Genomic DNA, 21,619 nt, shown 5'->3' on the forward strand with positions numbered 1-21,619 from the left:
CCGCTGCCAGACTCGAACTGGCACGACCATTGGTCGACAGATTTTAAGTCTGTTGCGGAATATGATCTTCTTTCTTCAAAAAGCCTTTTAAATAAAGACTTTTAGAACAGTTCACAAATCTTTGTGTTTAATGTTATCTTCCAATTGTCATCAACGCAATGGAAATGAAAATAATTTTAAAAAAGTTTTCGAAAGGCTTTAGGATGATTTCCTTTTAACCAAGAGCAATGGAGATTTTCATTCTTTCAAGCCCGAAAACTTACATTTAAATGATTACCGATAGCTTCTGCATATTTATAAAGTGTTCTTATACTTGGTAATGTTTTCCCGGATTCTAATCGTGCGATTACAGATTGTGTAGTTCCCATTCTAGAGGCAACTTCAGTTTGAGATAGTCCTGCAGCAGCGCGTGCTTTAACAAGCTCTAATGCAAGTTGAAACTCTAACTCTAAACCCTCATAGATACTTTTAAATTTTGGATCTTTCATCCACTGATTTTTAATGTCATTAAAGTTAATATCTTTCGTCATTTTAAACCTCCTCAAATCTTCTTAAAGCGCATTCCATACTCTTTTTAGGGGTTTTCTGAGTCTTTTTAATAAAAGCATGGAGAAGCTTTATTTTTTTTTCCATAAGAATACAGTAAATTACTCTTTAAATACCATCTCATCCATTTAACCGTATTTCCCATAACTTATTCCCTAAATTTTTAACATGAGGTTCTCGCATTTCAAAGGGACCTACTGTTTACATAATCTCAAGAAGACGTGTAAGCTTAAGTCCGCATTTCAACAGGCAGTTGATTAATTTCATAGAGAGCTTTTGGGTGAACGACAATTTTCCACTTCATTTTATGGAGTATAGCTTAATTGCTATAATTTTTTCAAGTGTCATTTTTAACCAGGTCATTGGGTCGTCTCTATCAGATACATTTCTAAAATAGAGAAGGGTGCTGAAAATAAAATCAGAGGTTAATTTTATGAGACCCAACACCTTTTTCTATTTTAGAAAATTTGCTAGGTTGTAAAAGTCCAGAAAGATATGAGACAAGCAAGGGGATTCGCTTGAGCTAGCGGATGGCTCCATTCAAGAGGCCTTTTTTCAATTTTACATCACTTCTCTGGACGTATATGTTCTTTAGCCAGAGGGAAGAAGCATTTTATTTTTTCCAAGCTTGTAAAAATATTTCTGTTGATATTGTATAAAGAAGAGGAACTATTTTTTCATTTTTTCCTGCGGAAATATCTAAAATATATCTTTTTAAAATATCTTTATCTATAACCTTATTGTCCGCTAATATTCCGTCAAGGCACATAGTCATTATATTTTTAAGATTATACTTAAAAGCGGCTTGCATAGCACCTGTATTACATCCTTTATCTTTTCTCCATACATGAGAGGTTCTAAAATATTTGCTCATGGCGGCTCTTAATGGATAACGATCATAATCAGCTGTATATAAATTGTAAGAAGGAATAGAAAAAGCAGCTTCTATAAAAGGTTGAAATAATAAGGGATAACAATAACACTCTTTATAGAGATGTGTATCAGGATAGATTGTTGAAACAGCATCAATCACAAATTGCATGTGAAGTGCTTTTCCTGGAAAAATATTTTTTGAATAAATAAAGGGGTGGGCCAACTTTCTTTCTTCTGTAATTTCTATTTTTTCTTTTAACCAGGGAGGATAATTTTCTCTTATAAACAAGGATTTTTCGATTTCTTTTTTTCTAAGCTTTTCAAATTTAAAATACCCTAAATAAGGATATATCGAAACAAGAGCCGCTTTTAATACAGAATAAAAAGGGATTCTATAAAAAATAGCAAGTTGAGACATTTTATCTAAAGTTGCTGAAAACCCTTTTTCAAAGAAACAATCCACGATTGAAGGAATTGGAGGAATGCCCATAAATATAAAATCACCTCCTGCTCCACTTAGAACAAGAGAAGTCTCTTGATTTATATGGAGTCTCTCAAAGAGATTTTTATGGTAAGATGTCGAAAATAAGGTGGTTGTAATTCTATTTGGCTTTGTTTTTAAAGGGGTAATATCGCTAAAGGGAAGATCGTGAAACCAATCATGAGTTATAAACTCAACTCCTAACTCTTGAGATAAGCGTTTTGCATGCTCTGTTTCATTCGAAGATTTTGAGAAAGAAGAATAATGATTAAAAATCCGTAGAGTTTGTCCTTGTTGGAGGTTGTTTTTAAGGCAATAAAGAAGGGATGTTGAATCAAGCCCTCCCGATAAAAAAAGAACAAGATCTTTATATGGGTCTGTCCAAACAGCAAGGGAAGAGCAAAGTATTTCTGCTAAAGATACATCAGATAAAATCTTTGAGGCTGACGCGAGTGGGTTCCAAGAAATGTCCATGGAGAGAATGTCTCCATTATAGGTTAAATTGTATCCAGGTGGTAGTTCAAATATGTCAGAAAAGGGGATTTGTTTGATAGAATTTCCGCCGTAAGCTAAATAAAAATTGATGGAATCCCAGTTATAAGATATTGGAAGAGAGAGAATATCAAAAATAAGGAATATCTTTGAAGAAAATAGGATATCTCCACCTGGAAGAGCAAAATAAAAAAAATCAAGTTGGCCTGTGGGTTCACGCAAAACAGATGTTTTTTTTAAAATGGAATCATACTGAAAATAAAGATATCCACCCCAATTCTCTGTTGAAAAAGTATAAGAATTTTTAGTTTGACTCAAAACGAGATCTTTTTTTGTAAGAGGGGCATTGTCTTTTTTATTAAAAGCGCGCCCTAAACAAAGGATATTTTCACATGAAATCACTTGGTTATAACCTTTGTGAACAAGCCAAAGAGACATGAAATTATTTTCATAGTGCTCCAAAGAGTCTTTTGAAAGAGAAGAAAAGACCTTTTTTAAAAGATATTGAGTTTCTAAATTTTTTCCATTTTTCCCCCATAAAATCCCCGCAAATATCATATTAGGGTCTCCTTTTTATCTCTAAAAGGTTCTTTTAAAATAGGAGAAAAATCTTCTGGAAAATCTGATGTATCAGAGAGGATCTTTCCACAATGTTCTACCCAGGCATGGGCTATAAAAGGATAGTTTTGGACACCAACACATAAATTAAATTTCCATCCTCTTTTTAAAGCCATTAAAACGAGGGCAGTTGACCATTCTAAACATTTTGTTTCTTTTGGATAAATAAGACACGCTTTGTTGAGGGAATTTATGAGAATTTTGATGTTGTCAGATGAGGGATATACTGAGGGATATAAAAAAACCCGTTCATATTTCTGTTTGTGTATTTTAAGAGACATAACGAGACCATAAAATTTTCTGATTTTGGAATAAAAATGAACTTTTGAAAGAATAATTAAACTTTCTAAGATCATTTTTACGCAAGAGGCGCCAAATGTTTTACCTATGGAAAGACGCCAGGTAGGGCAATAGATTCCGGATGAGTGAATTCTTTTTTCTATTTTAAAAGGATAAGGAAAATTGTATGCCTCATCTTTAATAATGTTTTCTTTTATAAGCTGAGAGATAAATTGATTAAATTCTTTCTTTTGAAAGGGTAATTTTAAGGGGGTTGCAATTTCATATGATGCTCCTTTCCGATAAAAAGCATTTTCAATAAGACAACACAACGTTTCAGAAATTTCTTTTTGCAAGATTTGATATGTATTTTTTTTGATATTTAATAAAATTGCCTCATTTTGAAAAATGGAAAGGTAAATATGTTCCTCCAAATGAAAAAAATGTTTCTTTAGGGTATTGTTTTTATTGAAGATCTCTATTTTTCTTGTCATATGGTGCCTCAAAAAATTAAGCGTTTTTTCTGAATAAAAGACCCTGAATATCAAGCTCTGATGCAGAGAAGTTTAAGAAAATAAACGAAAAGAAGATGTTTTATAAAATCTCACACGGCGTCATTCGGTTTAATTTAGTTTGTGACTCTGAACGAAGATAACATGCATGTTCATAAATTTTGACATGTCCTAATCCACTCCACCATCCTGAAATCCCTTCTCCATGGATATGATTACAAATATGTCCACAGTTTTTAAGGCCCCATTGATCAAGGATTTGGACAGTTTTTTTATAATGAGCATAAGCGTGGGATAAATTTTCTATGTAAGACCTTCCATCCGTAACGTCTTCAGAAGCAAGATTATAAAATTCATTTCCAAGATTAAAAGCGGCATACGCATAATTTTGGGCTTCAGCTTTTTCGAGAAGAGATGTTTTTTCCAAAAGATTTGGCGTGCAATAAAGAGCCATCATAGTTTGAGCTCTGGGTTCTCCAGATTGTGCAGATTGGGTGATAAGATCCTCCCATTGATACTCAGAAGGATCTTTATTAAAGCCGTTTCGAATCATATTTCCTAGATCAAACTCTGCTTCTCGGAAATTTTGAGAAACAGCCAGAGTATAAAACTTCTGTGCTGTTTGAAGAGGGTGCTGATCAGAAACCCTCTTGAGTTTGACTTCATATAATTTTCCTATAACCCATTGAGCATAAGAATTATTATCATGCAGAGCTGCATTTTCTATTTTTTGGAGAGTGGGTTTGTTGAGTCGGGAAGATATTCCAGGATTTGAATCTGCAAAACCATAAGGTAATTCTGAAAACTCTAATTTATTTTTAACGCCAAGGTGATGATATAATGTGTCTATCGCGTCTTCGGCGCCTTCTAAAGCGAATGATGAGGTATATATTAAAATTAAAAGGGCACATAAAATCCATTTAAAAATTAGGAATAGAGATTTCATTTTCCACAGCTCCTTTCAGAATCTATTTGGGACAATTCAATATTTATTTCTTTAAATAGGTCCAAGGCTTTGCTCTATGTCTATTTGTCCTCCATTTCTAAGGGCATCTAATTTAATTTTGATAATACTTTCATCAATGGATCGTTGCATGTTACGGAAATCAGGGATTTGATGATCTTTTTTAAGAGTGGCTTTTGCATGCCTAATAATCAGAGAAGAATATTGGGAAAAGTTCTCCATAGATAAATCATTTGATTCCATTGATTGATGAACATATCTTTTTAAAACTTCAGATTCTTCTGTAAGTGGAGAAGAAAGAAAATGTCTTTGCTTCGTTCGAGACTTAAGGGATCTATACTTAGGATCACGAGGGATAGATTTGTTAGATGTTACAAATATACTCATGTATCTAAGATCAATATTGCACCCAAAATAAGGACTTCTTATGCTGCTCATTAAAGGGTCCATATAATGCTTTAAAACTGATAAAGCTTCTTTGGTACTCATTTCCATGTCGATATCATCAATAAGAAGGATAGCATTTCGATATGTTTGTAAATCATCTGAAGACACTGCTGTAAATAAAGGTTTGATAAGCCAACCAAGGGGGTCCGATCCTTTTACGGAAGTGAATCTATCCGTTCCTTCTATGCTGGTTTTTGACAGATCTTCTTGGCTACTTATTGTAAAAAGAAAGCATGGGAGCCCTAGAAATTTGGCAAAATTAAGAATGGAGGTTGTTTTTCCGCCCCCTGGTTCCCCCCATACAAAACGAATTGTTCGTAAGGAGGTTCCTTTTGAGAGAGAATGCATTGCCATTTCATAAGCAATTTCTGAAAATTCTTTTCTAATATCAGGAGAAAACGTTGAAAATAATTGTTCGACTCCTTGTATCAAGCGTGCCAGATCAGCTTCTTTTTCAGGGCCACTTGGTCTTATCAAAGGTTTCACTTTTGTGGGTAATGCGAGAGCATCAAGAACAAATCTTCTTTCCATTTCAGAATAATATCCCTCACTTTCACGAAAGAGTAATAAGGATCTTTCAATTTGTCTTTGGAGAGAAAGATCAATACTTCTTTTTCTGCGCATATAGGTTTCTTCAAGAGGTCTTATAGCTTCAAATTGAAGACCCCTCCTTCTTTGTTCGAGATCGACCTTTAATTTAAAAAGATCATGCTCAATATGAGTATTATCCATTTTTTTGCCTTCTCTAAGACGTCTTGTTGACCAACGGTCTTCTTCCCTAATGCCAAAGAAACGTTCTACTAATCCATAGAGTTGATAAAATAAGGTGAAAGGAGCGCTCAAAATATTTCGTCGACCGGAATCAAAGATTTGACTCATGAAATGCCTATCATCATCTGATAAAAGGTCATTATATGTGATGATTAAGGATTGAAGGCTTTCCCCATATCTTAATCCTAACTGTGCTCTTTTGTTAGCATGAAGAAGCTGGACAGGGTCTTCAATGAACTCATTATCATGCGGAGGGATAGCAACAATAGTCGCATGGGGTGGCACGGCACGGGGTGGTCCTCTTCTTGCGGATTCAGATGAATGTGGAACAGGTATCGGTGTTAAGTCATAAATTCCCTCATCAAATATGCCCGAGTATTTAAAATTTATATTTGCATTTTGCATAGATAAAACCTCCTCTGGAATACATGTCAGAGTACCTATATTTAAAAAAGCCAAAATGAAAACGAATGATCTTTTGGTGTTAAAGGATTTTAAATTTTTCATTTAATGAAACTCCTTCCTCCCTAATTTTGATTTATACGAACAGAGGCGCTAAGCTTATTGGCAGCTTAGAAATCTCCCTTTCATGTTTTGAACTAAAAAGGGAGATTTCCTCAGGAGGCCATTACCAATTGTAAGTCCAAGGTTTTGGCATGTAAGGATCATCAAAATCTCCCGAAGGAGCACCCCCTTTTGTAATTGTTGAAGCATCTTCAATGATTATGTTGAATAAATCCTTAGCGTGATTTTTGGAGGCGTCTTTCTTTGTAGTCTCTGATTTATGTTTTATTTTGTGTGTCATTTTGCATCCTTTCTTTCCTAAGTTTTAGAGCTTTGTATTTTGATGAGCTCTTGGTTTTTACATTTTTACACTTGTGATCTTAAGAAAGAGTTTATCTTTTGTTTTTTTAAACAGGCAAAGGAACAGCGTACTTAAGTATGTCACTTAAGTAGAGTTTTTTCGTTGATTGGAAAGTTTGATTCTAATCTTGATTACAAAAAATTCTTTTGAAAAAGAGAAACAAAAGGAAAGAAAATAATATATTGGAGCTTAAGATATTCTTAAAAAGTACTATAATTTGTTCTATTAAATATTTTTTAAATGTATAAGGTTACATTTTGGTTTATAACTTATCTCTCGCTTTAATGTGTTAATCGAAGTATAATTTCTTAAGAAGATAAAATTATTTTTTAAAATAGATGATTAAAAAATTAAATGAGTTTTGATTACCTTCATTATTAAGTATGGGCAGCATTCTGATGCAAGCTGAAACTTCTAAATGTCAACCAAATATTCATAATTTGTATTTATCTCAAATCAAGGATATAGAACTTACGTCTCGAGAAATTGATATTCTTGCCTGTTTAAATGAAGAACCAAGTTTAACGCATCTTTCAAAGAAAATAAGTAGATTTTTACAAGAAAGTTCCCATCGAACGATTGAAAGTCAGCTCTATACACTTAGAAGAAAATTAAACGTTGCGACGACAGAAGAAATTAAAGATTTTATCAAAAATACTTCTATTGGGCCTTTCTTAAAATACCATTATAGAATCTTAGAAAATCATTTTGAGATTATAAATGTTCTTCGTAATCTTAATCCAATACTCTCTTCTCAAAATTTGCACATTAATATTTTTTGTACCTATATATTTTTTGTACCTATATATTTTTTGTACCTATATATTTTTTGTACCTATATAAACACACCTATTTTAGAACTTATAAAATCGTTAGAATATTATTTAAAATTAGCAGGTCTAAGAGTTTCTCTTAATATTAATAAACCCCTTGAGAGCTTATTTTTAACATCAGAGGCAGTTTGTAAAAATATATACTTAATGACACAAGAAGATACTAAAAAAATAAGAAATCAGAAACCTCTCTCTCTTTTTTCTTCGGAAAATATTTACTTAGAAGGAAGAGAAAACCAAGAAATTGTTTTTTTATCTTCTTCATCTTTGCTTCCAGAAATCTCTTTTTCTAAAAACAGGTATAATTTCTATTTGTTTCTTATGGAGCTTTTAGAAAAAGTCGTTCCAGATTCACCTTACTTGCAACAAAATATTGAAGAATTTAAAAAAAATTATAAACCAATCTCTTTCTCACAAAGTTTGCTTCCTCCTTTAACAGAAAAGAAATCTTACTCTTCAAGAAGAAAAATTTTAGCCTTTTTTTATAGAATAAAAGGGCAGTCTCTGAGGAAAAAGATTTTTATTTTATTGGGAACAATATTAGGTATTGGCTTCTGTTCGATATTTTTAAATTTAAAATTACCTTCATATGAAAATGAAAAGAGAGTCTTTCATGAAAAACAACCTGTTTTCTCAGATCTTCTTCTCCCCAATAAGTCGATTTTACTTAAACGAGAAAAAATTAATAGAACAATTAAAGCAACATGTTCACAATAATAAGGAAATACTCACTCTTGCAATTGTTGGCATGGGAGGGGCTGGAAAAACCACGCTTGCACGTATGTGGGGGCGAGAATGGAAACAATCTCATCCAAAAGCTTTCATTTGGGAAATTAATGCAGAAACTTTATTATCTCTCAGAAGTTCATTTCAAGAATTATCAAGAGTACTTGCCCAAACTTCGCAACAGAAAGAGACTCTTGCCTCTATAGAAGCACTTCAAAATATAGAAGAAAAAGAAAGAGAGCGTTTGGAATTTATAAAAGTCTGCTTTAGAGAAAACCCAAATTGGATGCTTATTTTTGACAATGTTGATACTTGGTCATTTGTTGCAGGTTATCTTCCTCAAAACGCGCAAGTGTGGGGCCAAGGACAAGTCATTATCACGACGCGCAATACACATATTAAAGAAACTGATTCCGTATCCTGGAACGATATCATAGAGATTGGTGAATTATCTCCTAACGATGCGCTTACTCTTTTTGTACTTCTGAGATATAATTGTACCCTTTCACAATTATCGCCGCATCAAAGAGAAGAAGCCTTTCAATTTCTAAAACATATACCTCTCTTTCCTTTAGATGTAACCACAGCAGCTCGGCATATTCAAATATTTAATCTAACATATGAAGAATATTTAAAACAACTGAATGAACACAGTGAAGAATTTAACGAAACTCAAGAAAATCTCTTAAAAGAGACAAGTTACTATACAAAAACACGATATCGTATAATTACCTTGTCTTTAAAGAAAATTATTGAAATTAATGAAAACTTTAAAAACTTGTTACTTTTAATTAGTTTTATGAATTCTCAAAACATTCCAAAAGAACTTCTTGAACACCTTTATTCAAAATCAATTGTAAATCAATTTTTATATGAGATGAAAAAATTTTCATTTATTACAAATAACTCAGGCCAATTTGATGCTTTTTCTCTCCATCGAATTACACAAGATATTATCTTTGTGTATCTTATAAAAGTTCTTAATTTAAAACAAAATAGAAAAAATCTAGAGTTCGTTTTTTTTAGAGTGGCGCATTATCTAGATAGCATCATTGAGGAAGAAGACATCGAAAGAATGCTTCTTATGTTGAGTCATTGTGAAAAAATATTGCACCATGAATTTCTATTAACTTCTGACATTATGAGCTCTCTAAAAGGTGAGCTTGGGTCTATTTATTTCTATAATGGTCAATATGAGGATGCTAAAGCTTTTTTGCAGCAGTCAATCGACTATCTTAATAAGCAAAATCAACACCCTCTTAAACTTGGATTGCGTCTTTCTTGTTTAGGGTATGTCTACTTATGTTTGGGAGATCTTGAAAACGGGATAAATTATAATATTCAGAGCGTTTCCTTTTTTAAAAAATATTTTCCAGCGCATTATTTGAAAATCGCTACTCACTTAACGTATCTTGGAAATGCTTATATAAATGTCAAAAACAAGGCAATAACTGCAAAAAATATACTTAAACAAGCAAATCTTATTTTTAAAACCCATGCACTAGAAAATCATATATGGTATGCTCGGAATTTGGTCGATTTAGGGAAATCTTATAGAAATTTAGGGGATTATAAAAGTGCTCTTTCGTTCTTGGAAAAAGGCGTAAGCTGTTACAAAACACAAAATGTTTCCAATCAATTTAGGACAGCATGGGCCTCGGTTCATTTAGGAAAAATTTATACGGATATTGGCGAATATGAAAAAGCTAAAAAGAGTCTAGAGGAAGCTCTTAAAGTTTATGAAAAGGCATATATCCATACACCTCATCATGAAGAAATAGCATGGATTTTAAAATCTTTAGCAAAGGCTTACGCGGGACTTGGTTACTACAAAAAAGCTGAAGAACTTCATAAACAATCTTACGAAATGTATAAGAAAAATTTATCTGAAACCTCTACAAGTATAGGTCATATTTTATTAGAATTAGGAGATTTATATCTTTCTTTAAAAGACTTTGAAAAGTCCTTGGAATGTTATGAAAAGAGCAAGAAAATTTATGAAAAGAATGAAAATGTATCATACATTAAGAAAGCCCATCTTTTAAATAATATGGGTGTTTTATATAGGCTGAATCATAAATTTGATAAAGCTCAAACTTATATGTTAAAAGCTTTAGAAACCTATCAAAAGCATCCAAGTTGTCATTGGTCTTTCGAGGCTTTATCGGAACTTTATATGGAAAAAGCTCAAGAAGCTCAAAAAAATGAAAAAGTGCAAGAAGTTATAGATCTGAGAAAAAAAGCTGAATATTACTTATCTCAAGCGTTAGAGATTTCTAAAGCAATTTATCCTGGTGAGTCCATTCATATTAAACGGATTAAATCTAAATTAGATTTGTTGCATCAAGCCAAAAAAGAGATAAAAAATTGATACAAAATAAATAAGACCATGACGCTCAAAAAAAATAGATTTCGAGACCTTAGGTTGTGTGAGCATTGGTTCATGTGTTAGGAATGCATATCATTTAAAATAATTCTATGGCCCATTTTTAAAAAAGGGTATAAGTATATAATTGTTTTTAACCCTAAAATACTTCTTTTAATCAAGTGAATTTCTCAACTCAGAACCTATATACACAAGAAGGTCTTCAAGAAATTGATAAGGCCTTTTTAATATTTTTAAAAGACGCTTCATGTGTGCTTTATGAGGCGTATGAAAGTGTACGTTTTGGGAAAGAGATAAGCCCGCAAGAAGAAAGTAAACTTCTTCTAGAATTGGCTCCTTTTGTAGAAAGTTTCTTAGCAAAGATTTTTTCCATTGAAAAGGAGGTTTTTGATCTTCAAAAAAGCCTTTCAAATCTGGCTCCCCTTTTTCAATGTAGGCGCCTTTTTGTACAGAGACGGGCTCTTAAAAAATATTCCGCGGAAGAAAGTAAAGATTTTGAGGGGCTTGTGCTTGAAAAACATCTTCTCTCTCATATGAAAATAAAAGAATTTAACGCTCTTGCCTTTTCAGAGTATATTCTCCATTGCCTAAAGGAAGCTGATGATTATGAGAAGGAGATTGACCTTGCTGAGAAATATACAGCATGGCGTGTTTTTCATATTAAAGAAGACCCTCTTAGTTTATCTGCACAACTTTTTCGTGTTCCTCAAAAGATTGATTTTCAAAATTTGATTGAAACATCTTCTGAAAGAGAAGGAGAAAGAAAGCTTTCACCGGAATTTCTTAAATCTCGTTCAGGATTTGATTTGACAGACTTTGGGAAGAATAGTGCTTATGCCTGTGGGGAGGCCCATTATTGTATTTTTTGCCATAAACAAGGGAAAGATTGGTGTTCAAAAGGGTTTCCAGAAAAAGAGAAATCAGCTGCAGTCTCTTTTGATGATCAAATTGATGAAAATAAGAAAAAGGAACTTAATGAAAATTTTCAAAAAAACCCTTTGGGAGTTGAGCTTAAAGGCTGTCCTTTAAAACAAAAAATTTCTGAAATGAACGTGCTTGTTTCAGAAGGATATATGCTTGGGGCTCTTGCTATGGTTATCATTGATAATCCCCTTGTCGCTGCAACAGGAGCACGTATTTGCAATGATTGTATGAGAAGTTGTATTTATCAAAAACAAGAAAGTGTTGATATTCCAAATATTGAAACAGAAGTTTTTAAAAATGTCATTGAGCTTCCCTGGGGATTTGAGATTTATAGTCTTTTAACACGTTGGAACCCTTTAAATATAAAAAACATCCTTCCCAAAGCTCTAACCCACTACAAAATCTTAGTGGTTGGAATGGGGCCCGCTGGTTTTACATTGAGTCATTATCTTTTAAACCAAGGCCATACGATTGTTGGAATAGACGGCCTAAAAATTGAGCCTTTACCTTCTTCTCTTATCGGACATGAAAAAGAGTTTGATTTTGAATTGATAAAAGATGTAAAAGATCTTTTTTCTAACCTCTCAGAACGTCTTATAGGCGGTTTTGGAGGGGTTATGGAATATGGAATCACCTCAAGATGGAATAAAAATTACCTACTCTTGATTCGACTTCTTTTAGAGAGACGTAAATCTCAATTTACGCTTCTTGGAAGCACACGATTTGGGGGTGCTTTTGACGAGAAATATGCTTTGGAACTCGGGTTTAATCATATTTCTTTATGTTTAGGAGCTGGTGAACCTCGGCTTTTAAAACTTGAAAAAAGCTTAGCAAAAGGGATCCGGCAGGCATCTGATTTTTTAATGACCTTACATTTAGGAGGTGCTTCGCAAAAAAATTCTTTAACAAACTTTGTTATACGGCTCCCAATTATTGTTTTAGGAGGCGGACTTACAGCTGTTGATACAGCAACAGAAGCACAAGCTTATTATAGGGGTCAAGTTGAGACATTTTTAATCAGGTATGAAACGCTTCTTAGAGAAAAGGGAAAAGAATGTGTGGAGAAGTTTTGGGATCTTGAAGATAAGGAAATTGCAGCGGAGTTTATTCAACATGGAATTCTTTTTAGACAAGAAGAAGAAAGGGCTAAATCTGAAGGAAGAGCTCCAAACTTTCATAAACTTATACAAAGCTGGGGAGGTATTCATGTTGCTTATCGACGTTCTTTGGAAGAAGCGCCGGCCTATCGGTTTAATGCCGAAGAGCTTAAGAAAGCCTTTGAAGAAGGAATTTGTTTTTTAGAAAATATAGAGATTCTTTCTCTAAAGTTGGACGAGACCGACTGGCTCTCGGAAATGATGTTTCAACAGAAAGAAAAAACATTAACGCGTCCCGTGAAGACAATTTTAGTCGCTTATGGAACACGTCCTAATACAAGCATTATAGAAGCTGGTGAAGTTTCTTTGCCTTTAAAAAACGGCCAGCTCATTCCTTTGTTAAAAGAGGACTTGCTAGAAAAAGAACGACAAGAATCCTATGCTCCTCTTATATGTCAAATGTCAGCAGGCCTTTCGATGAGTTTTTTGGGAGATTTGAATCCAAAATTCTCAGGAAGTGTTGTAAAAGCCATGGCCTCGGCAAAAGAAGGTGCTCCTCTTATTGACCATCTTATGAGAAAAAATTCTTTTCCAAAGAAAGAGAGAGAAGATTTTTCGACAAAAATAAAAAAGTTATTTGAAGCCTCTATTGTTGACCTTCAAGAAATTGCCCCGAATATTCTTGAAATTACAGTTCATGCGCCTCATGCAGCACGTGCTTTTCAACCAGGGCAGTTTTTTCGTCTTCAAAGGTATGAGGCGTTTTCACTTCATAGAGATGGAACAAGATTTTCAATGGAAGGTATCGCTTTAACAGGAGCATCAGCTTGCCCTCAATCCGGCACGTTATCCTTAATTGTTCTTGAAGTAGGAGCTTCTACAAAATTGTGTCGTCTCTTTAAAAAAGGAGAGCGCATTGCATTGATGGGTCCAACAGGTTCGCCAACAAAGATTTTTCCTCAAAAAACAGTTCTTTTAATTGGAGGAGGACTTGGAAATGCTGTTCTTTTTTCGGTGGGAAAAGCCTTTCGTGAAAGTGGATCTCGGGTTTTATATATTGCTGGTTATAAGTCTCTTAAAGATCGTTTTAAGATAAAAGAAATTGAAGCCGCAGCAAATACGGTGCTTTGGTGTGTGGAAGATTTATCATCACAAAAAGACGTTCATAAGCGCCCTCAAGACCTTGTATTCCAAGGAAGGGTGACAGATGCCCTTATTGCCTACGCGAAAGGGGAAATGGGAGAGCCTTCTATTTCCCTTGAGGAAGTGGATTATATTTTAACAGTTGGATCTCAAGAAATGATGGAAGCTGTATCTCATGTACGAAACAAGACGTTAAAATCTTGTTTAGCTTCCAAGAAAGATGCTTATGGAAGTATCAATTCTCCTATGCAATGTATGATGAAGGGGATTTGTGCACAATGTCTCCAACGGCAATATGATCCTCTTACAGGGCTGGAGACAATTATTTTTTCATGTCGAAATCAAGATCAACTTTTGGATTATGTAGATTTTGAATGTCTTAAGAATAGACTTAAACAAAATAACTTATTGGAAGATATTGCTTTACAGTGGGGAGAATTTTTAAAAGTTTTTTAAAAAAAAGCCGCGAAACTTAAAAAATTTCGCGGCAGGTGGGAGGATAGGGAGAATTCCTCCAAAGGAGAAAGGGACAAAGTTATTTACTAAGAAGCAATTGATAGCTTTAGGATTTCTTCTTTTAAACAAAGCTTTTCACGTTTTAAGTGATGAAGTGTTGAAATATCTGGCAGAGGCCGTTTTTGTTCGCGTTCAATTGATTTTTCAAGATGGGCATGTTTTAGTTTGAGAGCATTGAGTCGATGAAACAAAGACATTAGAACCTCCTGAAAGTTAGAATTAAAAAAAGCCGTACTTCTTAATAAATATTTTTAGACTTCTCTAACAAGCTAACACAAAAAAGTTTCCTGAAAAAAGAAAAAATGAGGGGCAAAAATTAGGTCTTTGTTATTGTTGAAAAAATAATTAATTATTTGATTTAATTCTATTTTTTAGAAAAAACCAAAGAATTGTGATAAAACATAGAGTTGATAACCACCAGGTTTGCCATATCCCAAAACTGACATAAAAAGGAATTAAAAAAGTAACAAATGTTCCTCCTAAAAGAGCTTTTTCTTGAGAGGTTGGAAAAGATTTTTTGAGAATAGAAACAAGAGACCATAGAAAACAAGCAAGTAAAAAAGCTCCGATGACTCCTCCTTCAAGCCAAACTTGTAGAAAAGCATTGTGAGGATGGAGGGGAAGGGTATTTAAAGAGAGAGAGGATAGTTTTTCTGGAAGAAAAAACTCAACTGTGGATGTGGGAAGGAATCGTGAAGCTTCGAGACCCCATCCTATGAAGGGAGATTGTTTAATGAACTTAGAAACAAAATCCCAAATTACCAAACGGTGAGCCCAACTCGGTTTATGCAGCGAAATAAAGGCAAAGGAATTAAAAAGATACTTTGTACAAAAAGGAAAAATCAATCCAAGTCCAATCATTGTATTTAAAAAGGAGGAAAAGAAAAAAGGATAGAGCCTGAAGAAAAAATAAACACACAGCCCTAAAAAAAGCCCAAGGGAAGAGGCTGCCATATTTAAAAAATAGGTTAGAGAGATGATACTTATCCCCAAAGTTAAAAGAAGCGTTTCTTGAAAGAGGAGCGATCTTTTTTGAAAGAAAAATTTCTTTGTCTTAAAAATAAAAAAGGCACAACTTGGCCAGAAAAAAAGCGAAGCAAAAAGAGCTGGTCTTGTTATTTGAGAAGGCTTTTTAAAAAAATTGATCGCATGGATGCAAGCATTTTTATTTCCCATAACATCTAGAAGAAGGCTTAAGAAAAGGAGGAGAATTAAGATGCCCCAGCTGATAACAAAACATGAAAGACATTTTTCAAGAAGATCATAAGGAAGATTTCTAAGTTGAACGATCAATGTTAAGGTCAAAAGAAAAAGACAAAATAAACGGGCTGTTGTTTTAAGGGCATAAAGAGGTTCGAATGACCAGAAAATGGTAAGAGACATATAGGCCCAGAAGCAGAATAAAATAATGAAAGGAGTAGAGAGAGATCTCAAAGAATCCCAAAAACAACTCCCAGCATACCGAGAAGACTTTTTCTGAAGAAAGAAATTCTTATAAAATAAAGAAATGCATAAAAATCCTAAAAGAAAAATAATACCATTTCCGCCACCATAAGCGATAGGACCAAAAAGACAAAATGGCCAAAGAAGTGGGTTTTTAAGAGATTTAAAGAAGTTTTTCATGAAGAAACCATAAAAAGTCTTTTAAAAAAAATCAAGGTCTCAAAAAGAGGGAAAGGTTATTCTTTTAAATGACAATTTAAATATGGTTAAGTTTTTTAAAACATATTTGCATAAGGACGGCAAATGAAAAAAACCGGGAGAATAAATATTCCATCCGGTTTTTATGGTTAAAATAATTTAGGTCTTTATTTTACTTTCTAACGATCTTTTGAAAATATGCCTGAACGTTAAGAAGAAAAGGTATCTCTGTCTCAAGCGGAAAAATCTCCGCCTCTAATCTTTCAATTTCTTGAAGGAATGCATGTTTAACATAATAAAGTCTTTTTGATATTGGATGGGAGTCTTGCATACAATAAGGTGTTAATTTCAGATGTGATAGAGAATAAGGATACGATTCGAAATTATAAACCAGGGATAAATCAAATTTTTCCATTTGATCTTTTTCACAATCTCTTTTTTTCTGTTTAAGAATAGCAAGATGAGAGCTTTTTTCTGTGATATAAGAATTTAAGTGTTCTAACCAAGAAGAAAGCTCTTCTGAGGGTTGGGGAGACTTAGATTTTCCTTGTCCTGGTTGTAATGACTTGCTTTCTAAAAGATAGTCTTCCATTTGAGCTAACATCTTGTAATTTATAAGATCTTTGGTCCTTACATCACTAAATAAACCTGACATTCTTTGATGATAAGCAATTACCCTTTGATACTCCTCTGGGGTTTCTCTCTCTTTTTCTTCTTGAGCTTCTTTTTCAGCCGTAAGTCTTGATTTCTCTCGAGCAAATAATAGATCAAGTCTTTTATATTCTGCATCTTTTTTATCAAGTATGCTTGTTCCAAGTATCTTACTTATAACATCATCATTGTTCGTCGTTGTCGTTACTGCCATCAGAGCTTCAAGTTCGAGGATTTTCCTTAGTGCATGCAGAAACCTGACGATTAAATTCTGGAGCTTCCATGGCATCCAGGGACATAAGGCCTTGTATCAGAAAAAAAACTAGCAGAAATAAGATTTGAGAGCGAGATTTTTAAATAATATTCATCAGAGGAGATCCTTGGTAAAACATATGTATATTGATAAAAACAAATTAATTAGTATGACATATAGCAAAAAATCTTTACTTTGTTAAACAATACGATCTCTTTAAAATCTTAGTAATAATCTTAAAAAATTGCAATTTTACAATTCCCAAAATACTCTTCTTTTTCTCCTAAAAATGAGAACACAACGCTGATTTTTTAATATCAATTCATGCCTTCAATTAGCATCATTGAATTATGTTCCATCATTTTAAGATATGTGGAAGCTGGACCTTTTTCATCGGAAAGAGCATCGGAATAAAGGATGGGTCCAAGTCGAGCCCCTGTTTCGGAAGCGATTTGCTGCATAAGTTTTGAAGATGCGATGTTTTCTAAAAATAAAATTTTTATGTGATGCTTTTTAATGAAATCGACAAGATGTGCAATGGTTTTTGCGGAAGGTTCTGCACCTGTATTAAGCCCCACAGGAGAGAGGAACTGAATACCGTAATGATCCCCAAAATATCCAAATCCATCATGCGTTGTAATACTAACACGTTTATTTTTAGGGATAGAATTAAAGTTTTTTTGAATCTTTTGATCAAGCTCATCAAGCTTTTTTTGGTAGAGCTCTGCATTGCGGGCATAGTCTTTTTGATGAAAAGGATCTTTGGTGGAAAGTGCTTTCTCAATAACGTTAATATAAGATTTAATATTGGGGATATTATGCCAAGCATGGGGGTCTATTTTAGAAGATGAGACGGAATGATTTCCTTGTAAGCAGGCGCATTTTTGGGCATCATGTCGCGGTTGAATATGTACGGAAGTATTTATAACCTCTCCTTTATACCCAGATGTTTCAATCAATCGTTCGATCCATCCTTCAAATCCAAGTCCATTGATAAAAATTAAATCTGCTTCAGCTAAATGTTGAGCATCTTTAGGGGTTGGCTCATAGACATGTGTATCTTCATTGGGTCCTACAATCGTTTGAAGAAGGATATGATCTCCTCCAACTTGTTGAATGAGATCCGAGAGAATACTAAAACTTGAGACAACTTTAAGAGGAGATTGTGCACAAACACATCCTGGTAAAAGAAACATTAAGAGAAAAAAGATTTTTTTAAAAGAAATCATAAGGTGGCTCGATGGTTTAAGAGAAAAAATGAACACGAAGACTGCCATATTTTCCAAAGAAGATGGATATGACATAAAAGAGGCCAGCGATTAAGATAATCGAGGGGCCTGAAGGAAAACTTCCATGATAAGAAACGAGAAGCCCAAAATATCCCGAGAGAAATGAAATAAGAAAGGCAACGCTACAGAGTGTCAGGATTCCACGTGCCCAAAGACGTGCAGAAATAGCTGGAATCATCATAAGTCCAAGTGCCATGAGGGTGCCGAGAGCTTGAAAGGCAACAACAAGATTGGCAACAACAAGAAAAAGAAAGAGAAGATGGTAAATGCCGCCCTGTCCTCCTACGGATTTAAAAAAGATAGGGTCGAAACATTCAAGAACAAAAGGTCTATATATAATCGCAAGTGTTAAAAGTGTAAATGTTGTGACAGCCCCAATAAGAATAAGAGAAAGCGCGTCAACTGATAAAATTGTTCCAAAAAGAACATGAATAAGATCAACGTTACTTCCTTTTGTTGAAACAATCATAACACCAAAAGCAAGTGACATAAGAAAAAATCCAGCAAAGCTTGCATCTTCCTGTAAGAGTGTAAAGCGAGAGACCATTCCAGCTAAAAGAGCAACAAGAAGACCTGCAAGAAGCCCCCCTAAGCTCATGATGGGTAAAGAAAGACCAGCGATCAAAAAGCCAACAGCAACCCCTGGAAGAATTGCATGGGATAAAGCATCTCCCATAAGGCTCATGCGTCTTAAAACTAAAAATATACCGACAGGAGCAGAGCCTAAGGAGAGTGTAAAACATCCAATAAGAGCCCGTTTTAAAAATAAATAATGAAAAGGACTTAGAAAAAAATCATAGAGTAGTTGGGTCATAGAAAACTCTTATATGAATGAAAACGAATGAGAACATACATGTATCTTGTGGAGAGATTCAGGTGTTAGAACGCTCTCAGTTGATCCCCATCCTATGGTTTTGGTTGAAAGAAGAAGGGTGTCAGAAAAATGGCGTTTAACGAGCTCTAAATCATGTAATACAGCAATGATAGTTCGATTTTCAGCGTGCCATTTTTTTACAATTACCATCAAATCATGTGTTGTTTTGGCGTCTATACCTGTAAATGGTTCATCAAGCAAAATCAGATCAGCATTTTGCAAAATAAGGCGTGCAAAAAGAACGCGCTGGAGTTGTCCACCCGAAAGGGTTTGGAGATGAGATTTTTTATAATTCTCCATGCCAACAGCATTGAGCGCTTCTATAACGAGATTTTTGTGGCTTTTTTTAAAGGAATAAAAAGAACCAATTTCTTGCCAAAGACCAAAAGAAACAACTTCTTCAACTGTGAGTGGAAATTCAAGATCAATTAGAGAGCGTTGTGGAAGGTATGCTGTCTTAGGCGCGCTATTTAAAAAGTTTCCCGAAGAAGGAGAAACAAAACCCATTAATGTTTTAAGAAGTGTGCTTTTTCCACCTCCATTGGGGCCAACGATTGCTGTTAAGCTTCCTTTTTGAAATGTTCCCATAATGTCTTTTAAAACAATATGAGCTCCATATCTGACTGTTAAATTTTCAAGCGTAAGATAAGAAGGAATATTCTTCATAAAAATCTTTCTAAATAGCCCAAAAAATAGAAAGCCATAACATCATGATGGGAATAAGAACAAGAAAAAGACGGTGCCAAATGCTTTGAAAGAGGGGAGATTTCATAGATAACCCTTTTTTAGGATGTTTCATTTTTTAAAGGACGCGCCAAAAGAGCCTCGACAGTATCTTGAATGGAAGCTTTTTTTTCTAAGATAGAAAATACAGCCGTGCAGATAGGAAGATCAAGCTTAAACTTTTCAATGAGAATTCGGAGTGAACGGGCCGTATGCACACCTTCTGTCACATTAATTCTTTCTTTTAAGATAACATCAATATCTGATCCTTTTCCAAGAGCCATTCCCAAAGAGGTATTTCGAGAGTGATTACTCATGGCTGTTAAAAGAAGGTCTCCAAGTCCTGAAAGTCCAAAGATGGTCTCTGGATTTGAAGCGAGCGCTTTTCCAAGAAGACTCATTTCAGAAAGGCTTCTTGTGATCAGGGAAGCTCTAGCATTTTCTCCGAGATTAGCTCCAATGACAATACCTGCTGCAATGGCAATGACGTTTTTTATTGCCCCGCCAATTTGAATTCCCAAAATATCTGAACTTGTATAAAGTCTTAAAATAGGATTTGAAAGTCTTTTTTGTAAAAAGAGACAAAGGTCTGGATTTTGAGCTCCGAGTGTTAAGGCTGTTGGATAATGTGCGGCAACTTCATGGGCAAAAGAGGGACCGGATAGAATTGCAAATGGACTTTGAGGTGAAATAGACTGGACGACTTCGCTCATAAAAAAACCTGAGGTATATTCAATTCCTTTTGCGGTGATGATAAGGGGAGGATTTTTTTTCTTCAAAAAAGGAAGGAGATCCATAAGAGCAGAGCGAAGCGCTTGTGCTGGGATAGCTAAAAAAAGAACCTCACAAGATTCAAAAGTTTTAAGAGAAGAAGATGCTTTTAAATTTAAACTTAATGGGAGGCCTTTAAGATAAACTGAGTTTTCGTGGGTCTGGTTAATTTCTTCAGCAAGAACAGGATTTCTGACATAGAGAAGAGTTTCATTTTTTGAGAATGCGTAAGCTTCTGCAAGAGCTGTTCCCCATGCTCCTCCGCCAATGATTCCAATTTTTTGAGAAGGGGTCAAGTTCATGTAAAAACGTTCAGTTTAAAAGTTTAAGAGGATGTTAAGAAAACTCTTTCTTTCATACTCTAATATGAACAAGAAAGAAAGAATGTTTTACTTTAAAGATCTTCTAAAAAAGTGAGGTTATACCATGAAGATCTTATCTATAATTTTTTAAAGGAAATTACTTAAATAAGAACATAAAACAGGCAACTCCTTCTGATTAGAATAATTTCCCAAAAAGTCTAAAAGCTTTTTGAAAGTCTTAAGGAGAAATAATCTCTGTTTCCGGGTGTGGTTAACTTATCTCGTGCATAGAAAAATCCCACTTGATAATGATTTTGGAAAAAAATGCTTCCGCCTGCCGCAAAGGTTTGACCCATTCTACGCGGTTCGGTACTTGCGCTGCGGGATCTATCAACGATCCAATGCGTTGCATACTCAATATAGGGAACAAAGTTATCCAGGGAAAGGAAAGAAAGCCTGAAAGTTGGTTCCACGGTTTGCTGATGAGATCTGACCGTAGGATAGTATGTATTTGCCCATATATAAGAGTTTGTTTTTGATTCAATACGAGTTGTACTGACCCTAAATGTAGGCAATATAGTATCTTTAATAGACCTACTGCGTAAGTAAAAAGAAAAAGGAAGATTGAGGGGATGCAACTTC

Annotated in this window: 17 protein-coding genes and 1 pseudogene; 3 read left to right on the plus strand and 15 right to left on the minus strand. The window is 34.3% G+C overall.

Annotated elements, in window-relative coordinates; genetic code table 11:
- Positions 1-245 precede the first annotated feature (245 nt).
- The 7 genes and pseudogenes from JSS34_04850 to JSS34_04880 form a co-directional block, all read right to left on the minus strand.
- Positions 246-530: a helix-turn-helix transcriptional regulator gene (locus JSS34_04850; protein ID MBS0185653.1), complete on the minus strand. Its 285-nt coding sequence runs from the start codon at positions 528-530 to the stop codon at positions 246-248.
- Between the two features lies 1 nt (position 531).
- A pseudogene (locus JSS34_04855) lies at positions 532-729 on the minus strand (type II toxin-antitoxin system RelE/ParE family toxin).
- A 430-nt stretch (positions 730-1,159) separates the two neighbouring features.
- Positions 1,160-2,950, minus strand: coding sequence for a hypothetical protein (locus JSS34_04860; GenBank protein ID MBS0185654.1), 1,791 nt, complete (start codon positions 2,948-2,950; stop codon positions 1,160-1,162).
- Complete coding sequence (locus tag JSS34_04865) at positions 2,947-3,783, minus strand: lasso peptide biosynthesis B2 protein (protein MBS0185655.1); 837 nt, start codon at positions 3,781-3,783, stop codon at positions 2,947-2,949. Before JSS34_04865 ends, JSS34_04860 begins: the two co-directional genes overlap by 4 nt.
- 100 nt (positions 3,784-3,883) lie before the next feature.
- A complete protein-coding gene (locus JSS34_04870) occupies positions 3,884-4,747 on the minus strand; it encodes a sel1 repeat family protein (protein MBS0185656.1) in 864 nt (287 codons plus the stop codon).
- A gap of 51 nt (positions 4,748-4,798) precedes the next feature.
- Positions 4,799-6,388 carry a hypothetical protein gene (locus tag JSS34_04875; protein MBS0185657.1) on the minus strand — a complete coding sequence of 530 codons (1,590 nt, stop codon included), beginning with the start codon at positions 6,386-6,388 and terminating at the stop codon, positions 4,799-4,801.
- 223 nt (positions 6,389-6,611) lie between these two features.
- Positions 6,612-6,788, minus strand: a complete 177-nt coding sequence (locus tag JSS34_04880) for a hypothetical protein (protein MBS0185658.1) — start codon at positions 6,786-6,788, stop codon at positions 6,612-6,614.
- 458 nt (positions 6,789-7,246) lie between these two features.
- Between JSS34_04880 and JSS34_04885 the strand changes: the two genes are divergently transcribed.
- The 3 genes from JSS34_04885 (at position 7,247) to JSS34_04895 (ending at position 14,413) form a co-directional block, all read left to right on the plus strand.
- Complete coding sequence (locus tag JSS34_04885; protein MBS0185659.1) at positions 7,247-8,398, plus strand: helix-turn-helix domain-containing protein; 1,152 nt, start codon at positions 7,247-7,249, stop codon at positions 8,396-8,398.
- On the plus strand, positions 8,295-10,778 hold the full coding sequence (locus JSS34_04890) for a tetratricopeptide repeat protein (GenBank protein MBS0185660.1): 2,484 nt from the start codon (positions 8,295-8,297) through the stop codon (positions 10,776-10,778). The genes JSS34_04885 and JSS34_04890 overlap by 104 nt, the downstream gene beginning before the upstream one ends.
- 176 nt (positions 10,779-10,954) lie before the next feature.
- Complete coding sequence (locus JSS34_04895; protein ID MBS0185661.1) at positions 10,955-14,413, plus strand: pyridine nucleotide-disulfide oxidoreductase; 3,459 nt, start codon at positions 10,955-10,957, stop codon at positions 14,411-14,413.
- Between the two features lie 86 nt (positions 14,414-14,499).
- Here JSS34_04895 and JSS34_04900 read toward each other — a convergent pair whose 3' ends face one another.
- The 8 genes from JSS34_04900 to JSS34_04935 form a co-directional block, all read right to left on the minus strand.
- Positions 14,500-14,670 (minus strand): YdcH family protein, encoded by a 171-nt coding sequence (locus JSS34_04900; protein ID MBS0185662.1) that lies wholly within the window; start codon positions 14,668-14,670, stop codon positions 14,500-14,502.
- Positions 14,671-14,818: 148 nt separating this feature from the next.
- Entirely contained in the window at positions 14,819-16,096 is a 1,278-nt protein-coding gene (locus tag JSS34_04905) for an O-antigen ligase family protein (GenBank protein MBS0185663.1), read from the minus strand.
- Between the two features lie 190 nt (positions 16,097-16,286).
- Complete coding sequence (locus JSS34_04910) at positions 16,287-17,054, minus strand: hypothetical protein (GenBank protein MBS0185664.1); 768 nt, start codon at positions 17,052-17,054, stop codon at positions 16,287-16,289.
- Between the two features lie 281 nt (positions 17,055-17,335).
- Positions 17,336-18,283, minus strand: a complete 948-nt coding sequence (locus JSS34_04915; GenBank protein MBS0185665.1) for a metal ABC transporter substrate-binding protein — start codon at positions 18,281-18,283, stop codon at positions 17,336-17,338.
- On the minus strand, positions 18,264-19,121 hold the full coding sequence (locus JSS34_04920; GenBank protein ID MBS0185666.1) for a metal ABC transporter permease: 858 nt from the start codon (positions 19,119-19,121) through the stop codon (positions 18,264-18,266). Before JSS34_04920 ends, JSS34_04915 begins: the two co-directional genes overlap by 20 nt.
- A 9-nt stretch (positions 19,122-19,130) precedes the next feature.
- On the minus strand, positions 19,131-19,838 hold the full coding sequence (locus JSS34_04925; protein MBS0185667.1) for an ABC transporter ATP-binding protein: 708 nt from the start codon (positions 19,836-19,838) through the stop codon (positions 19,131-19,133).
- Between the two features lie 128 nt (positions 19,839-19,966).
- Entirely contained in the window at positions 19,967-20,977 is a 1,011-nt protein-coding gene (locus JSS34_04930) for an NAD(P)-dependent glycerol-3-phosphate dehydrogenase (GenBank protein ID MBS0185668.1), read from the minus strand.
- A gap of 218 nt (positions 20,978-21,195) precedes the next feature.
- Positions 21,196-21,552, minus strand: a complete 357-nt coding sequence (locus JSS34_04935; GenBank protein ID MBS0185669.1) for a hypothetical protein — start codon at positions 21,550-21,552, stop codon at positions 21,196-21,198.
- Positions 21,553-21,619 lie beyond the last annotated feature (67 nt).

This window comes from Pseudomonadota bacterium (genome assembly GCA_018242545.1).
Classification (GTDB): Bacteria; Pseudomonadota; Alphaproteobacteria; order 16-39-46; family 16-39-46; genus 16-39-46.

What these genes read in the sequence shown, in the direction of transcription:
- JSS34_04850 (MBS0185653.1), bottom strand. Translation starts at nt 530, where the DNA reads ATGACGAAAGATATTAACTTTAATGACATTAAAAATCAGTGGATGAAA.
- JSS34_04860 (MBS0185654.1), bottom strand. Translation starts at nt 2,950, where the DNA reads ATGATATTTGCGGGGATTTTATGGGGGAAAAATGGAAAAAATTTAGAA.
- JSS34_04865 (MBS0185655.1), bottom strand. Translation starts at nt 3,783, where the DNA reads ATGACAAGAAAAATAGAGATCTTCAATAAAAACAATACCCTAAAGAAA.
- JSS34_04870 (MBS0185656.1), bottom strand. Translation starts at nt 4,747, where the DNA reads ATGAAATCTCTATTCCTAATTTTTAAATGGATTTTATGTGCCCTTTTA.
- JSS34_04875 (MBS0185657.1), bottom strand. Translation starts at nt 6,388, where the DNA reads ATGCAAAATGCAAATATAAATTTTAAATACTCGGGCATATTTGATGAG.
- JSS34_04880 (MBS0185658.1), bottom strand. Translation starts at nt 6,788, where the DNA reads ATGACACACAAAATAAAACATAAATCAGAGACTACAAAGAAAGACGCC.
- JSS34_04885 (MBS0185659.1), top strand. Translation starts at nt 7,247, where the DNA reads ATGCAAGCTGAAACTTCTAAATGTCAACCAAATATTCATAATTTGTAT.
- JSS34_04890 (MBS0185660.1), top strand. Translation starts at nt 8,295, where the DNA reads ATGAAAAACAACCTGTTTTCTCAGATCTTCTTCTCCCCAATAAGTCGA.
- JSS34_04900 (MBS0185662.1), bottom strand. Translation starts at nt 14,670, where the DNA reads ATGTCTTTGTTTCATCGACTCAATGCTCTCAAACTAAAACATGCCCAT.
- JSS34_04905 (MBS0185663.1), bottom strand. Translation starts at nt 16,096, where the DNA reads ATGAAAAACTTCTTTAAATCTCTTAAAAACCCACTTCTTTGGCCATTT.
- JSS34_04910 (MBS0185664.1), bottom strand. Translation starts at nt 17,054, where the DNA reads ATGCCATGGAAGCTCCAGAATTTAATCGTCAGGTTTCTGCATGCACTA.
- JSS34_04920 (MBS0185666.1), bottom strand. Translation starts at nt 19,121, where the DNA reads ATGACCCAACTACTCTATGATTTTTTTCTAAGTCCTTTTCATTATTTA.
- JSS34_04930 (MBS0185668.1), bottom strand. Translation starts at nt 20,977, where the DNA reads ATGAACTTGACCCCTTCTCAAAAAATTGGAATCATTGGCGGAGGAGCA.